The organism is Sinorhizobium sp. P24N7, assembly GCF_042436655.1.
Lineage (GTDB): Bacteria > Pseudomonadota > Alphaproteobacteria > Rhizobiales > Rhizobiaceae > Sinorhizobium > Sinorhizobium meliloti_A.
In genome coordinates this window covers 88,984-104,914 of the sequence record NZ_JBHMIW010000015.1, presented here as the reverse complement: position 1 = coordinate 104,914, position 15,931 = coordinate 88,984, and the positions used below count along the sequence as shown (strand labels likewise).

At 62.4% G+C, this 15,931-nt stretch carries 13 protein-coding genes; 7 read left to right on the top strand and 6 right to left on the bottom strand.

Annotated elements, in window-relative coordinates; genetic code table 11:
* Nucleotides 1-20 precede the first annotated feature (20 nt).
* Complete coding sequence (locus tag ACFHWW_RS24705) at nt 21-905, bottom strand: LysR family transcriptional regulator (protein ID WP_379941390.1); 885 nt, start codon at nt 903-905, stop codon at nt 21-23.
* A 310-nt stretch (nt 906-1,215) separates the two neighbouring features.
* On the opposite strand from ACFHWW_RS24705, the gene ACFHWW_RS24700 reads away from it, so the two are divergent.
* The 3 genes from ACFHWW_RS24700 to recX all read left to right on the top strand — a co-directional run bounded on the left by ACFHWW_RS24700 (nt 1,216) and on the right by recX (nt 6,119).
* Complete coding sequence (locus ACFHWW_RS24700; protein ID WP_379941388.1) at nt 1,216-3,651, top strand: penicillin-binding protein 1A; 2,436 nt, start codon at nt 1,216-1,218, stop codon at nt 3,649-3,651.
* 32 nt (nt 3,652-3,683) lie between these two features.
* Entirely contained in the window at nt 3,684-5,381 is a 1,698-nt protein-coding gene (locus tag ACFHWW_RS24695) for a peptidoglycan D,D-transpeptidase FtsI family protein (protein WP_379941386.1), read from the top strand.
* A 165-nt stretch (nt 5,382-5,546) separates the two neighbouring features.
* Complete coding sequence (gene recX / locus ACFHWW_RS24690; protein WP_379941521.1) at nt 5,547-6,119, top strand: recombination regulator RecX; 573 nt, start codon at nt 5,547-5,549, stop codon at nt 6,117-6,119.
* 5 nt (nt 6,120-6,124) lie between these two features.
* Here recX and ACFHWW_RS24685 read toward each other — a convergent pair whose 3' ends face one another.
* The gene (locus ACFHWW_RS24685; RefSeq protein ID WP_379941384.1) at nt 6,125-7,405 is read right to left on the bottom strand and encodes a GGDEF domain-containing protein; all 1,281 of its coding nucleotides are present in this window, start codon (nt 7,403-7,405) and stop codon (nt 6,125-6,127) included.
* Between the two features lie 153 nt (nt 7,406-7,558).
* Here ACFHWW_RS24685 and ACFHWW_RS24680 point away from each other — a divergent pair, with 153 nt between their 5' ends.
* The 3 genes from ACFHWW_RS24680 to ACFHWW_RS24670 all read left to right on the top strand — a co-directional run bounded on the left by ACFHWW_RS24680 (nt 7,559) and on the right by ACFHWW_RS24670 (nt 9,496).
* Complete coding sequence (locus tag ACFHWW_RS24680) at nt 7,559-7,717, top strand: hypothetical protein (protein WP_379941382.1); 159 nt, start codon at nt 7,559-7,561, stop codon at nt 7,715-7,717.
* Nucleotides 7,718-7,906: 189 nt separating this feature from the next.
* On the top strand, nt 7,907-8,683 hold the full coding sequence (locus ACFHWW_RS24675) for an aminoglycoside adenylyltransferase domain-containing protein (protein WP_379941380.1): 777 nt from the start codon (nt 7,907-7,909) through the stop codon (nt 8,681-8,683).
* A 162-nt stretch (nt 8,684-8,845) separates the two neighbouring features.
* Nucleotides 8,846-9,496: a glutathione S-transferase family protein gene (locus ACFHWW_RS24670; RefSeq protein WP_379941378.1), complete on the top strand. Its 651-nt coding sequence runs from the start codon at nt 8,846-8,848 to the stop codon at nt 9,494-9,496.
* 85 nt (nt 9,497-9,581) lie between these two features.
* On the opposite strand, the gene ACFHWW_RS24665 is transcribed toward ACFHWW_RS24670, so the two are convergent.
* Nucleotides 9,582-9,899 (bottom strand): type II toxin-antitoxin system RelE/ParE family toxin, encoded by a 318-nt coding sequence (locus ACFHWW_RS24665; RefSeq protein WP_379941376.1) that lies wholly within the window; start codon nt 9,897-9,899, stop codon nt 9,582-9,584.
* A 9-nt stretch (nt 9,900-9,908) separates the two neighbouring features.
* Nucleotides 9,909-10,148 (bottom strand): type II toxin-antitoxin system ParD family antitoxin, encoded by a 240-nt coding sequence (locus ACFHWW_RS24660; RefSeq protein ID WP_379941374.1) that lies wholly within the window; start codon nt 10,146-10,148, stop codon nt 9,909-9,911.
* 201 nt (nt 10,149-10,349) lie between these two features.
* On the opposite strand from ACFHWW_RS24660, the gene ACFHWW_RS24655 reads away from it, so the two are divergent.
* Complete coding sequence (locus tag ACFHWW_RS24655) at nt 10,350-12,413, top strand: ATP-dependent helicase (RefSeq protein ID WP_379941372.1); 2,064 nt, start codon at nt 10,350-10,352, stop codon at nt 12,411-12,413.
* A 122-nt stretch (nt 12,414-12,535) separates the two neighbouring features.
* Here the strand turns inward: ACFHWW_RS24655 and ACFHWW_RS24650 are convergent, their stop codons facing one another.
* On the bottom strand, nt 12,536-13,228 hold the full coding sequence (locus ACFHWW_RS24650) for a response regulator (protein ID WP_379941370.1): 693 nt from the start codon (nt 13,226-13,228) through the stop codon (nt 12,536-12,538).
* Entirely contained in the window at nt 13,225-15,915 is a 2,691-nt protein-coding gene (locus ACFHWW_RS24645; RefSeq protein WP_379941368.1) for a DUF4118 domain-containing protein, read from the bottom strand. Before ACFHWW_RS24645 ends, ACFHWW_RS24650 begins: the two co-directional genes overlap by 4 nt.
* Nucleotides 15,916-15,931: the final 16 nt, after the last annotated feature.

Genomic DNA, 15,931 nt, shown 5'->3' with positions numbered 1-15,931 from the left:
CCCGGCAGCGACCCTGTCGCCTATGGCACGCCGGCAGGGTTGGACAATTGTTGCTTCAGCCACGACTTGAACGCGGTCATGCCCCTGGTGAACTGGCGTGACTTCAGCCATGTCAGCCAATAGTCACCTGCTGCCACCGTGATGTCGAAAGGCTGAACCAGCCGTCCGCTCTCGATATAATGCTCGAACATGGTGATCGGCAGGAGGGCTGCGCCTGAACCTCGGGCGGCCGCCTCTGCCAGCGCCAGGGAGGTATCGAAAACCATGCCGCGCAGGATGGGAGGCTGGGCGCCCGCTGCCCGGAACCATTGGGCCCACTCATCGGATCGGTACGAACGCAACAGCTCGATTCCGGCGAGGTCGACCGGTTCCTTTAGCCGAGCGGCAATCCGAGGCGAGCAGACCGGCGACAGCGGTGCGACCGACAGATGCATTGCGTCCGTGCCATGCCACGACCCGTCCCCGAACCGGATCGCGAAGTCGAGGCCGTCGCCGGCCAGATCGACGCGGTTGTTATTGCTCAGGATGCGGAGGTCCAGGTTCGGATGTGCATCATGAAAATCCGGCAGCCGCTGCATCAGCCACCCGATTGCAAAGGTGCCGACGACGCCAACGGTCACGACTTCCTGGAAGTTTCCTTCCTCGAAACGGCTTATGGTCGCACACATGCGCTTGAACACATCGCTCATCACCGGCGCAAGCGCCGACCCCTCATCGGTAAGGGCGAGACCCCTCGGCAGCCGCCGGAACAACTTGACGCCAAGCAGATCCTCGAGCGACTTCACTTGATGGCTGATCGCAGTCTGCGAAACCCGTAGCTCCAGTCCGGCACGGGTAAAGCTGCAGTGGCGCGCCGATGCCTCGAAGGCACGCAATGCATTGAGGGGCAGTTTTGGGAGTTCCATCGAATCAGCTTCGTTAAGACCAAGTTTGATTCATGCCTACCCGCAAGATTGCTCGTTTGTCGAGTGCTATCGCTTCTGCCATTCTCCCCCGCAGTTCAAGGCAATATCAGATCACGACGATTTTTGGTCGAGCAGGCCAAAGATCACGAACGTAATCGATTCCAGCAGGTTAGAGCGGGATGCGGGCGGAAGGCCGCACACACTTTCCTCATCCGCTTCAGGCATTCAATCACGACCGTCGCGGCATCCGCCACGGGCGGCATCTATTCTTGTGTCAAGTTTTTGTCTGGTCGGAGCCACTGGTATCGGCATGAAGGTCATCGGTTATATATTCGGCATCGCCTCGGCTGCCTTGCTGGCTATCTTCGGCACGGGCGCCGTTTATCTGTCGGGAATCGCGAAGGACCTGCCGGATCACCGCAAGCTTGCAGAATGGGAGCCGGCGCTCATGACGCGGTTTTACGCGTATGACGGAACGCCGATTGCCGAATACGCCAGGGAAAGGCGACTGTATCTGCCCATCGCCGCGATCCCGCCGCGCGTGAAGGCAGCCTTTCTCTCGGCGGAAGACAAGAGCTTCTATTCCCATTCCGGGATCGATGTCCTGGGCATCGTCAACGCTGCCTGGTCCAATGCCGTGAACCTGGGCTCCGGCCAACGGATGATCGGAGCCTCGACGATCACCCAGCAACTTGCAAAGAACTTTCTGCTTTCTTCGGATCGCACCCTTGAACGCAAAATCAAGGAGGCGGTGCTTTCGATCCGCATCGAGCACTCGCTCAGCAAAGACAGAATTCTCGAACTTTATCTGAACGACATCTACCTGGGGCTCGGGGCCTACGGGATTGCCGCCGGTGCGCTGACCTATTTCGACAAGTCCGTCAGCGAATTGACCGTTGCCGAGGCAGCGTATCTCGCTGCTCTGCCGAAGGGACCCAACAACTACAACCCGCACCGGCATCCCGAACGCGCTGTCGGCCGGCGCAACTGGGTAATCGGCCAGATGCAGCGCAACGGCTTCGTCAGCGCCGCGAAGGCAAGCAGCATGATGGCGAGACCTCTCGGCGTTAAGCCTCGGGCCGAAACCCCCTTGATGGCGGAGGCAAACTATTTCGCCGAGGAAGTGCGCCGGGAAGTCGCCGCGCAATATGGCGAGGCGGCTCTCTATGATGCCGGTTTTTCCGTGCGCACGACGCTTGACCCGACCCTTCAGGGGGCTGCGCTGAAGGCGCTTCGGGCCGGCCTCGTCGAGTACGATCAGGCGCGGGGGTTTCGGGGGCCGGTCGCACATATCGATGTCTCCGACTGGACGGTCGCCTTGGCTGAGCAGAAGACTTTGACGGATGTGAAGGAGTGGCAGATCGCCGTAGTGCTCTCCCGTTCCGATGCGGGTGTACGCATCGGACTTCGCGGTGCGAAGCCTGGTCCCGAGCACTCGCCGTCCACCCCCGAAACGGGCTTTATCGGCAGCAATACCATGCGGTGGGCGCTGAAGCTTTCTACCGGAGGCAGGATCAGGCAGGTCGACTCCATCGACAAGGTCCTCTCGCCGGGGGACGTTGTTCATGTCGAGAAGGCGGAAGACGGTTACCTCCTGCGACAAATACCCGAAGTACAGGGCGCGATCGTGTCGATGGACCCGAATACGGGTCGCGTGCTGGCGAGCATTGGCGGTTTCTCCTTTGCACAGTCACGCTTCAATCGCGCGACGCAGGCTTTGCGCCAGCCCGGCTCGGCGTTCAAGCCGTTCGTTTACGCCGCCGCCCTGGATACCGGCTACACGCCGGCGACGCTGGTCATGGACGCACCCTTTTCAATGCCGGACGGGGCGGGCCGTCTTTGGAAACCGAAGAACTACGACGGCAAATTCGGCGGTCCTTCCACTCTGCGTACCGGCCTTGAGAAAAGCCGCAACCTGATGACGGTCCGCCTCGCCCGGCATCTGGGCATGGACGTCGTTGCCGAATACGGCCGCGCCTTCGGCCTCTACGATAAGCTCGCCCCCTACTTGCCGATGTCGCTCGGAGCCGGCGAAACCACGCTGACGCGGCTCGTTTCGGCCTATGCGGTCCTCGCCAATGGCGGACACGCCGTTAAGCCCTCGATGATCGGCCGCATCCAGGATCGTCACGGTCGTACGATCTTCCGTCACGACGATCGCGGCTGCGATCGATGCAACGCCGCAAGCTGGCAGCATCAGGAAGAGCCGGTGCTTCGCGACACCCGCAAGCAGGTGCTCGACCCGATGACGGCCTACCAGGTGACATCGATGCTGCGCGGCGTGGTCGAGCGTGGAACGGCGCACCGGGTGGCGCAGCTCGGCGCACCGGTCGCCGGCAAGACCGGGACCACGAACGACGAGAAGGATGTCTGGTTCGTCGGCTACACCCCGACGCTGGTGACCGGCGTCTTCATGGGATACGACGCACCGAAACCGATGGGCTACGGCGAAACGGGCGGCGGACTCGCGGCCCCGATCTTTATCGACTTCATGAAGGTGGCAATGCGCGGCAAACCTGCCGTGGACTTCCCGGTTCCGCACGGCCTGACCTTCGCGAGCGTGAACCGCCGCACGGGCAGGCGGGCCGCTTCAGGAGACCCCGATTCGGCTGTCGAGGTCTTCAAACCGGGAACCGGGCCGTGCTTGACGGAATGTCCCGTCATAGACGGGTTCGGCGCGGAGGGAGCCGAATTCCCTGCCGCGTTGCGCGAGCAGCTTCTGACAGCCCCCCAAGGCCTCTATTGAGCCATTGCCTCTTATCTCGTCGAGGGATCGAAATGAGGAAGCACGCCTTCGCCCTGCGGAGCAGGGCACGCAGCAGGCGGTTACGCATCGTCTGTATCATGACAGCGTTTGCCGCCATTTTCGCCGGCGCGTTCATACGACTTGTGCAACTCGGCATGCAGGAAGAGGCGGGCCGCGAAACCCGCCTCACATATGACAGCGCTCCCGGTGGACGACCCGCGATCCTCGACAGGAACGGACAGCTGCTCGCGACCGACATTCCGACCGCGTCACTCTACGTCGAGCCGCGGTCGATTCCCGATCTGGACGAGGTGGTCGAGAAACTCACTGCGATCTTCCCCGAACTCGACGCACGCGAACTCCATACCCGTCTCCGACGCAAAGATGCCTTCACGTGGATCAAGCGGCAGATACCACCGGACAAGCAGCAGGCGGTGATCGATTCCGGATTGGCGGCGGTCGGCTTTCGGCCCGAAAATCAACGGCTCTATCCGAACGGTCCGTTGGCTGCCCATGTCCTTGGCGCCGTTGACATCGACAATTTCGGCATCGCCGGCATCGAAAAATGGATCGACGCAAACTGGCTTGCGGACCTGCGCGGCACCGGCATCGAACTTAAGGGGCGTGAGCTCCAGCCGGTCGAGCTTTCAATCGACCTGCGCGTTCAGTACGCCATGGAGCAGGAACTCGGTAAAGCCGTCACGAAATTCGCAGCTGCCGCGGGTGCCGGGCTCCTGCTCGACGTCACGAATGGCGAAATACTGGCGCTCGCCTCCTATCCGGCCTTTGACCCGAACAATCCGGTGGACGCCTTCAAGCCCGACCGGATAAACCGCGTCACCGCCGGCGTTTTCGAGATGGGATCGACGTTCAAGGCTCTGACCACGACAATGGCGCTGGAGTCGGGCCGGTTCGAACTCCAATCCGTCGTGGATGCGAGCAGACCGTTGCGCTTTGGACGGCAGCGCATCCACGACTATCGCGGGAAATACAGGCCGCTCACCATTCCGGAAGCCTTCATTCACTCCTCGAACATCGTCATGGCGAAAATGGCGATGGCGCTCGGCCCCGAAGCGTTGCGAACTTTTCTCGGACGTTTCGGCGTTTTGTCTCAGCTTGCGACCGAGCTGCCGGAGAGCGCCGCACCGCTGCGGCCCTCCTCCTGGAGCGAGGTGACCACAGCAACGGTTTCCTTCGGCCACGGGATCGCCGTCACGCCCCTGCAAGCCAGCATGGCCGTCGCCGCTCTGGCGAACGGCGGAAGGCTGATCAGGCCCACCTTCATAAGGGACAGCCCAGTTTCCGAACGAACCATGGCTGAGAACCTCGTGTCTGCGAACACCAGTGAGGCGATACGCCACCTCCTGCGCCTCAACACCGCCGTCGGCTCAGCCACGAAGGCCGTCGTCCCCGGCTACGTGATCGGCGGCAAGACCGGCACGGCGGAAAAAGTCGTTCAGGGCCGCTATTCCAAGGTTCTCAACGTCACATCCTTCATGGGCATCGTACCGGCGGACAATCCCCGGTACCTGCTGCTCACCTTGCTGGACGAGCCCCGCGGCTTGGCGGAAACCCATGGCAACCGCACCTCCGGATGGAATGCCGTGCCGCTCGGCGGCGCCCTCCTGCATCGCATCCTCCCGATGCTCCTCACGCCCGTTTTCCCATCGCCGCCACATGCCGAAGCTGTTCCCGTGGCGATGGGAGACTTATTGCTGAAGGATTGGTGACATGGTGCAAGCCCGAGCCGGATTATGATGCCGCCTTCAGTGGCGCTCCAGGTCGAGGAATCTGCATTGTTGTAGCCTTCCGCTGTCCTAACGGTTATGAGCCCCGTTTCATTGTCGGCAGAAGGAAAAATCGATGTGAAGCCGTTCGTTTCCGCGCCACATCCAATCTGTGAAAGCGTTGCCGCCGACGAAGGGGCGGAGCAATCCGGCACACCGACACCCCGCATGTTCTCATGGGCGCGCAACTCGACGATCTATCGCCTTGAACGACGGATGCACACCGAGAAGCAGCTCTTCGACGCCATAGCGCGAAAGGCCCGGCAGAAATTCGACGGGATCAGCGAGGCGCAAGTCAAGGCGCTGGCCGACTCCGCCGTGAAGTTCGCCTATGACAACAACGCGCTCAACGACGCTGCCTATGCGGAAATCAGCACCAGTTCAGGCATGCGCAGCGGCAAGTCCAAGCGGGCGATCGCGCAGAGGCTGTCGCAGCGAGGCGTTGCCAAAAGCACGGTTGCGTCCGCCGTTGCCGAGGCGGACGACCTGTACGCCGCCCTCGTTCTCGCCCGCAAGCGTGCCTTCGGGCCCTTTCGCAAGGGTGAACTCGACGACAAGCGAAAGGCAAAGGAGCTGTCTGCCTTCGCAAGGGCAGGCTTCAGCTTCGACATTGGCAAGAAGGTTTTCGAGATGCCGGTCGACGAGGCCGAAGAAGCGTTGGCCGCGGGTCGCCATCTCTGACATGGCTATGAGGTCGACAGGTCAGGCTGATAGAGGACCACCCGGTTACGGCCCGCCTGTTTCGCCAGGTAGAGTGCAGCGTCGGCCTGGTTCTGAAGCTTCTCCGGCGCGATGATCTCTTCACCTGGCGCCTGCGCCGCCACGCCGATGCTGAGAGTGACGTAGGGCGATACGCGCGATGCGGGGTTAGGAAGGGAGGCAGCTTCGACGCTCGCCCTGATTCGTTCAGCCGTAGCCAGTGCCGCTTCCTCATTTGCGCCCGGAAGCACCACGAGAAACTCCTCACCGCCATAGCGGGCCACATGGTCGCGGTTTCGCCTGACGCTGCTCTGAATGATCCCGGCAACTTTGACGAGGCAGCGATCGCCCTCGGCGTGACCGAGCCGATCATTCAGGTTCTTGAAATCGTCGATGTCGCACATCAGCATGGCGGTGCCCGGCCGCCGCTCCGCGCCTGCGCTCCAGAGACGACTGAGGGTTTCCATCATCCAGCGCCTGTTGGCGATCCCGGTCAGGGGATCGGTCTTTGCGAGCCGCTCCAGCCGGGCATTGGCGTCGGCCAGCTCCGCTACCCGCCGCATATCGCGAAGTTCGAGAAGGAAGGTCTTCTGGGCCAGGATCGTTATCGTGCGTCGGGCAACGACGGTCGCAATAATACCGCTCGCAAAAAACAGCGTTCCAGCCACGGCGCTGCCCCTCTCCAGCATCGGATTCTGCAACTGAAAGATCAGGTAGAGGCCGAGCGCGAAAGAGGCGACCGCCACCGTCCAGGCCAAAGGAACTGCGAAAATGATGATGGCGGTAATGGCGACGAACAGCATGATGTTCAGGTGCCGCTCATGGAATTCCCCACCCGCGCTCACGCCCACCAGCGCGACCGAAAGGAAGATTAGGAACAGGCCCGCAAGCAGGGACATCCTTTGCAGCCGGATGCCGCGCGGTTTTCGCCAGACATAGGCGGTGGCCAGCGCCGCGGGCGGCAGAATGCAGGCCGGCGGAAGCATCGAGAGCACGACCGCCTTCGGAAGCAGGATCGCGTTGAGACCCAGCGTCAGCACGTCCAGCAAGGTCACCCATATCATCCACGCGCGAATGATCTTGGCCGTACGCGACCACGAACGCTCCTGGAACAGGCGACCGAGCTCACCTCTTAGACGAATGTCACGCGTGCGGCCCGTGAGAAGGCGCTCGACTTCGGCCATGACAGCCGGATTGCGCGGCTGATACCGCATTTCCGGAGAGGCGCTCACGCGACCGGCAGCAACTGCGCTTTCCTGAAGCTCCATCCTTGTCCATCTAGGGGAGCACCTCCTGTCGGCAAGATCATCTGTGCACGAACTTCCGAGTTGCAGCGTGGCCGCGGGCTCCTGTGCTGCAAGGCCGTGAATACCCGGGCGCGCTCAGGCATTTCCCGCGGTCGTCTCGAAGTCGAATAGCTTTTGAGTGTTCTGGCGCAGAAGGGCCGTGTCATCCCGCTGATCGGCCCGCGCTCGCTTTCCGAGCTCAACCACAGCCTCGACGCTTTCTCAATTGCGCTTTCCATAGGTGACGTCCAGTGGCTGCGAGAGGGCGACCCGGGCCAGTCGAGCGCTGCCTGAAGGTCTGCTCGCACTAAAAGCTGCCTTGTATCGGTTCAAGAGCTTGATACGCTCGTTGCAATATTCTAGTGCGTTTCACTGTTTCATTGGACCAGTGAAACGCTCTAACACTCTGAAACTGCGCCCTTCCGCACGGAAAAAGCGTTGCGCACTTCCTCCTGGTAGTACTCATGCAAATCGAGCCGAGCCATGCGAACGGACAGACAGCAGATTGACGAGGCACTGGCAGCGACAGAAACCATCCGCAGCATCCTTCGAGAAGCGCTCCTTGCGGTTTATCTGCATGGATCGGCAGTTTCGGGTGGCCTGCGACCGCAGAGTGACGTCGACCTCCTCGCGATCGTCGACTGCCCCATGGCCGACGAACAGCGTCGCGATCTTCTGGCGGCTTTGCTGCGAATGCCCGGCCGCCATCCCCGTCCTGTCGGGGCGCCCCGCTGCATCGAACTGATGGTGTTTCTGCGGGCAGATATCGCCGCACCGAATTTTCCTGCTCGGGCTGAATTCATTTATGGCGAATGGTTGCGGGACACATTCGAATGCGGAGGTCTCCCCGTACCTGTGTCCGACCCGGAAAACACGCTTGTGCTGGTCCAGGCGCGACAAGAGGCGGTTCCACTGTTCGGCCCCGATGCAAAGGAGCTTCTGCCCTCGCTTCCGCCGGAACAAATACGCCGCGCAATGCGCGATGCACTCCCCTCATTGGGCGACAGTTTACAGGGGGACGAGCGGAACGTGTTGCTAACCCTTGCGCGCATGTGGCGTACATCGGCCACCGGTGACTTCATCACCAAGGATGCTGCAGCGACATGGGCAGCGAGCCAGATGCCGGTCCAGGAAGCTGATATGCTGATCTACGCGCGTGAGGCCTATCTGGGCAAGGTCAAGGACGACTGGCAAGATCGGCAGACTGCTTCCGAGCAGGCGGCAGCATTTCTGCGCCAGCGGGTCTCGGAACTCCTGTGACGCTTTGGGTCGGAAGCTGCCAGGAAGCCTCTTCCGCTTAGCAGCGGCAGGAACGCACCATTGTGCTGTATCTGAAGCCGCCGCGAGGATTATCTCGCGCATGGGGTGTCGGAATCGCGTTCAGCCGGTCGTCTTGAAGACGGACAAGCGATGGAGAGCAGCATGACTATTACCATTACCGCCTTTGAACGGTCGCCCGATGGCGGCCAGGGTATGGCGCGTGACATGCGCGTTCGCTGGGCGCTCGAAGAAGTGGGCCAGCCTTACGACGTTCGTCTTCTTTCGTTCAAGGCGATGAAGGAACCCGCGCATCTGGCGCTTCATCCATTCGGGCAGATTCCGACCTATGAAGAAGGCGATCTTGCTTTGTTCGAGTCGGGGGCGATCGTGTTCCATATCGCTGAGCGCCATGCGGGCCTGCTGCCGGACGATGCGCATGCCCGGGCGCGCGCGATCACATGGATGTTTGCCTCGCTCAACACGGTGGAGCCGCCGATCGTCGATCGCGAGGTCGCCGAGTATCTGGAAGGCGACGAGACCTGGTACGAGCGGCGTCTGCCCTTCATCGACGAACGCATCCGCAGGCGGCTGGGCGAACTTTCCGGCCGACTGGGCAATGCGGACTGGATCGACGGAGCGTTCAGCGCCGCTGACCTCCTGATGGTGACGGTGCTGCGGAGATTGGAAGGATCGGGTATACTGGAGGAATATCCGAACCTCTGCGCCTATGTGGCCCGCGGCAAAGCGCGGCCCGCATACAAGCGCGCTTTCGACGCTCAGCTGGCGGTTTTCACCGCCGCACCGACCGGCTGACAAAGGTCGGCGCTTGCCGAGTGCCTTACGCGGCGTGCTTGCGGCCGTGCGCCTGGAGCTTTGATACGTGGCAATGACCGAGCAATCAGTGATTGTCCGGCTCCTGCATCGAGTGCGGGATGTCCCGCTTGGCATGAAGTACCCGCCATACGTCGACGTCGTCTGCCTCCACGCGATAGAAAACGAGATGGGGATATCGCTTCAGAGGGACACAACGCAGGTCAGGTAGGCCCAGTTCGTATGCGTACCGCAGCCATCCGGACTCCGGATGGCTTGCGATCAAATCGTAAGCCGCCTGAAGAGCGTCGATAAAGCCTAGAGCGACGTCGGTTCCAGCTTCGCGTGCATAATAGTCGATGGCCGCTTCGATATCGCTGCGGGCCAACTCCCTGGGGGATAACATTTCTTCTGCTCACCTGCTCGGCAATCCACGCACACGGTCGCGCAGACTGGTGAAATAATCCGCGTCGGCCGGGTCGGTCCGTGCGGACGAGGCTCCCTCAAGCAGCAGCCCGCGCAATGCGAGGCGATCCTGATCTCGGCGTATCAATTCACGGATATACTCGCTGCTCGTCCCATAGCCTCGTCCGGCGACTTGCTCATCGACGAAGCTCTTTAGCTGGTCCGGGAGGGAAATGTTCATTGTGCCCATGCGAAAACCATAGCGGCTTGGCAAAAATTGGCAAGACTGACGGGTTCAACGCGGCAGATGCGCATGCGGAGGCGCAGCCGGTACAGCAAGCGATCACGAAGACGGGACGTCCCACTTTCCAACGGCCGATCGGGCCTGTATGTTCCCGCTCCGTTCTTAAGGCCGCGGCCGGACATCAAAGAGCTCATCGAGGGAAAGCAAATGGCGACGGCGGCGCATCTGGAGAAACTGAACGAGAGACAGCGCTGCGCCGTCGAATATGGAGTCGGAAGAGGAGAAGGCACCCAGGCAGGCCCGCTGTTGATCATCGCGGGCGCGGGCTCCGGAAAGACCAACACCCTGGCTCATCGCGTTGCTCACCTGATCGTCAACGGGGCCGATCCTCGCCGCATTCTCCTGATGACTTTCTCGCGCAGGGCCTCGGCCGAGATGTCGCGCCGCGTCGGGCGCATCTGCGCACAGGTGCTCGGTTCCAGTTCCGGCGCAATGACCGACGCTCTTTCATGGGCGGGCACATTCCACGGTATCGGGGCACGGCTGCTGAGAATCTATGCCGAACAGATCGGGCTGAATGCGGAGTTCACCATTCACGACCGCGAGGACAGCGCCGACCTGATCAACCTCATGCGGCACGAGCTCGGCTTTTCGAAGATGGAAAGCCGGTTTCCGACCAAGGGCACCTGTCTCGCGATCTATTCGCGGGCAGTGAACGCGGAGATGCCGCTGAACGAAGTGCTCCGCACTTGGTACCCGTGGGTGTCAGGCTGGGAACAGCAGTTGAAGGAGCTGTTTGCCAGCTACGTCGAGGCCAAGCAGGCGCAGAACGTCCTCGACTACGACGACCTGCTTCTCTATTGGGCACAGATGGTCAGCGATCCCTCCCTGGCCGACGATATCGGCAACCGGTTCGACTATGTCCTCGTCGACGAATATCAGGATACCAACAAGCTCCAGTCTTCGGTGCTGCTGGCCCTGAAGCCCGGCGGGCGCGGCCTGACGGTCGTCGGCGACGACGCGCAGTCGATCTACTCGTTCCGGGCGGCGACGGTCCGCAACATTCTCGACTTTCCGAAGCAATTCTCGCCGCCGGCCGAGATCGTCACGCTCGACCGCAACTATCGTTCGACCCAGCCGATCCTCGCGGCCGCCAACGGGGTCATCGACCTTGCGCGGGAACGCTTCACCAAGAACCTCTGGACGGACCGCGAGTCGGCTGAACGTCCGAGGCTGCTGACGGTGAGGGACGAGGCCGATCAGGCGAACTGCATCGTCGAGCAGGTGCTTGCCAATCGTGAATCCGGGATGCTCCTGAAACAGCAGGCCGTCCTGTTCCGCACCTCAAGCCACAGCGGCCCGCTCGAGGTGGAACTGACCCGCCGCAACATTCCCTTCGTAAAGTTCGGAGGTCTGAAGTTCCTCGACAGCGCTCACGTCAAGGACCTGCTGGCTGTGCTGCGCTTTGCACAGAACCCCCGTGACCGCGTTGCAGGCTTCCGGCTCCTGCAGATGCTGCCGGGCGTCGGCCCGCAGACCGCAGGCAAGATCCTGGACACGATCGCAACCGACCCCGAGCCGTTGATGGCGCTTGGCGAAGTCCCCGCTCCCCCGAGGAGCGGCTCGGACTGGCTGTCCCTGGTCGAGCTGCTGCAGGCCCTGCGCAAACCCGCATGGCCGATGGAAATCGAGATTGCGCGGATTTGGTACGAACCGCATCTCGAACGAATACACGAGGATGCCGAAACGCGCCGGGCCGACCTCGTGCAACTCGAGCAGATCGCCGCCGGCTATCAGAGCCGCGAGCGCTTTCTCACCGAGCTGACGCTCGATCCGCCGGACGCGACGAGCGACCAGGCCGGCGTACCGCTGCTCGACGAGGACTATCTGATCCTGTCGACCATCCATTCGGCCAAGGGGCAGGAATGGCGCTCCGTCTTCATGCTCAACGTCGTCGATGGTTGCATTCCGTCAGATCTGGCCACAGGCACCAGCCAAGAGCTGGAAGAGGAGCGGCGACTTCTCTACGTCGGCATGACGCGCGCCAAGGACAGTTTGACGCTGATGGTGCCGCAACGCTTCTTCACCGGCGGTCAGCACGCGCAGGGTGACCGCCATGTCTACGCGAGCCGCACACGCTTTATCCCCGCGACATTGCTTCAGTTCTTCGAGAGTGCGACCTGGCCTGTCGCCAGCCCCAATGCCTCCGAGCGCAGCGCAAAGCAGATCCGCATCGATGTCGCGGCGCGGATGCGCACCATGTGGCAATAGAATTCAGCAGTGCGTGGCAGCAGGCTGATCTCCGGGACGCTGCAGGGCGCTTCAGTGTTTCGATGGAACATCGAAATGCGCCAGATAGTGGAGGCTGTACACGGACGCTTTGTACAGCCGCCTCAATCCTCGTCGCCGACGAAGCGGTAACCGACGCCGGGTTCGGTGCGGACGATCTTCGGATTGCCGGGATCGCGTTCGATCTTGCCACGCAGCTGACCGATGAAGACTCTGAGATAATGCAGGTCCTCCCCGTGGGCTGCACCCCAGACGGAGGTAAGCAGCGTCCTGTGGGTGACCACGCGACCGGCGTAATGTGCGAGCATGGCGAGGAGGTCGTATTCCTTCGGCGTCAGCCGGAGCGCCGCGCCGTCGCGCGTCACGACGCGTTTGACCATGTCGATCGAAAGGCCGTCCGCAGAAAGCTGCGCCTGGCCCCCTGCCATCTGGATGCGATGGCGCAGCGCCGCGCGGATCCGCGCCGTCAGCTCGCCGATCCCGAAGGGCTTCTCTATGTAGTCGTCGGCGCCGAGATCGAGGGCGGCGATCTTCTCGCTTTCACGGTCACGCGCCGAAAGGATGATGATAGGGACTTGCGACCAGGCGCGGATATTGGCCACGACGTCCTTGCCGTCCATGTCGGGAAGGCCGAGATCTAGGATCACGATGTCCGGCGCCGCAGTGGCAGCCGCCTTCAGCGCCTGCGCGCCGTTTACCGCCTCTATAACCTCGTAGCCGGCGGCTGCGAGCGCGGGGCGCAGGAAGCGCTGGATCTGGGGTTCGTCGTCGACGACGAGGATACGCTCGGCCGTCATCCGCGCTCCTTCTCCACTGTTTCAGCCGCCGGGAACCGCATGGAAATGCGCGTACCGCGGCGCTTCATCGCCGGGCTCTCCGCCTTTATCCGCCCATCCATCGCCTCGACGAAGCCCTTGCTGATGGAAAGGCCGAGACCGGTGCCGAGCGAACGGCCGTCCGGCTTTCCCTTGCGGAAGAATTTGTCGAAGACATGGTCGAGGTCGGCCGGGGCGATGCCTTTACCGAGGTCGGTTACCGAGAGCACGATCTCATCTTCTTCCCGCCGCCCATAGACGCTGACCGGCTCGTCACCGCCAAACCTGTTGGCGTTGTCGAGCAGGTTGAAGATCACCTGACCAAGCAATACGCTATCGCCGCGGATCAACGGCAAGTCCGGAGCGATGCTGGTTTCGAAGACGCGGCCGGGGAAGTACTTCCGCGCACGCTCCACAGCCGAATGGACGACATCGGCGACATCGACCCAATCGCGCTTGGCGTTCACCGTTCCGGCTTCGATGCGGGTCATGTCGAGCAGGTTGGCAACGAAGCGCGTGAGTCTGCCGCTCTCCTCCTCGATCGACTTGAGGAGATCGTCCCGGCTCTCCTCCGGCATCAGCTCGCCGAGTTGCCGCAGACTTGTCACAGCTCCGGTGATCGTCGCGAGCGGCGTTCTGAGATCGTGGGATATGGACGAAAGCAGCGCGGCGAGGAACTTCTCGCCCTCGAGTTGCGCAGCCTGGTCGAGAATCTCGCGCGAGAGGCGCGCTCTGTCGACGGCGATCGCGGTCTGGTCGAGGATCGCGGCAAGCACTCGCTCCTCGCTTATTTCCAGCGGTGTGTCTTCTTGCAGGAAACCGAAGACGCCGACGACTCCATGCGGACTCATGAGCGGCCTGAACTGGAAGGGGCTGTTCGGCAGCGTGCCGGTACCGTTGCCGGCAGCCTCCTTCTTCTCGAAAGCCCAGCGCGCCGCCATCGTGTCGGTAAGGCCGAGGTCCGTATCCGGCGGCCAGGCCGCCGTCAAGCGGACATCTCCGTCCTCCGGCAACAGCAGCGCGGCGTTGCGCCGAAGGGTCGCCTGGACTTGCGTGACGGCCGCCCACAGCACATCCTCGGCATTGGCCGTACCGGACAGCTTGCGCGAAAAATCGTAAAGCGCCTGAGTGGCGGCGGCCCGCCGCCTCGCTGTCTTCGCCTGCTCGCCAACGCGGGAGGCGAGCCCCCCGGCAAGCATCGCCGCCGCGAGGAACACGAAGAGGGCAAAGACTTCGTGCGGTTCGGCAACCGTAAAAGTGCCGACCGGTTCGATGAAGCAGAAATTGTAGGCGAGAACCGAAATGAGCGCGGCCGCGATCGCAGCGACATAGCCCGCGTAAGTCGCCGAGACGAGCACAGCCAGAAGAAAGAGAAGCGAGATATTCTGCAGGACGACGAACTGCTCGATCAGCAGGCCGAGTACGGTCGCGGCTGCAGCCGTAGCAGCGGCGATGGCAACCCCCCGGCCCCATCTTTCCGGAAGCATACTTCCGCGTCTCGTCCTCGGGCTTGCCGCGGGTTCATTCCCATCCGTTACGAGGTGAATGGCGATACCGGCCGCCCGAGCGGCAAGCGCATCCGGCAAGGAGCGGCGGAAGAGGCGCAGCGGGAAACGATGGCGGCGCGCGCCGATGACGATTTGCGTCGCATGTTCCCGCCTTGCGAGCTTCAGAATTTCTTCCACGAAGTCGTTGCCGACGATACGGCGCGTCTCGGCGCCCAGTTGCTCGGCAAGCCGGAAGGTCTCGTCGAGCTGTCGCATCGCCCCGCTGCTCTCTGCCTCACCGTCCGCACGCTCGACGGAAACGACGAGCCAGTCGGCATTCAGGCCCGAAGCGAGCCGGCTTGCCGTCCTCACCACCTTTTCGGATAAAGGGTCGGGACCGATGCAGACGAGAAGCCGTTCGGCGGCCCCCCAGGGACCCTCGATCGCGTTCTGCCTGAGATAGTCGACCATCTGGTCGTCGACCCGGTCGGCCGTCCGGCGAAGCGCGAGTTCGCGCAGCGCCGTCAGATTGCCCAGGCGGAAGAAGCGATCGGCGGCGCGCTTGGCATTGTCGGGCAGATAGACCTTGCCCTCCTTCAACCGCTCGATCAGTTCGGCCGGCGGCAGGTCCACCAGCAGGACATCGTCAGCGCGATTGAGAACGGTGTCGGGGACGCGCTCGCGCACCGGCACGCCGGCAATCTGCGCAACCACGTCCGACAGGCTTTCCAGGTGCTGGATGTTGAGTGCCGTCCACACGTCTATGCCGGCATCGACCAGTTCCTCTATATCCTGGTAGCGCTTGGGATGGCGGCTTTCGCCGAAATTGGTATGGGCGAGCTCGTCGACCAGGATGACGCGCGGGCGGCGCGCCAATGCCGCGTCCAGGTCGAATTCGTGGAGCGCCCGTCCGTTGTGGAGCACCTGGCGACGCGGCAGGACTTCGAGCCCCTCGAGGAGGGCCGCGGTCTCGCCGCGTCCATGCGTTTCGACGAGGCCGATGACGATATCGCCGCCTTCTTCCTTGAGGCGCCGCGCACGCGTCAGCATCGCATAGGTCTTGCCGACACCGGGTGCGGCACCAAGAAAGACGGTTAGTTTGCCTTTCCTACCCTGTTCGGCGAGCGCCAGCAGGGCGTCCGGATCGGGGCGGCTCTTCAGGTCGCGGTCATTGTCGGGCATGCAACGTCTCGAGCTG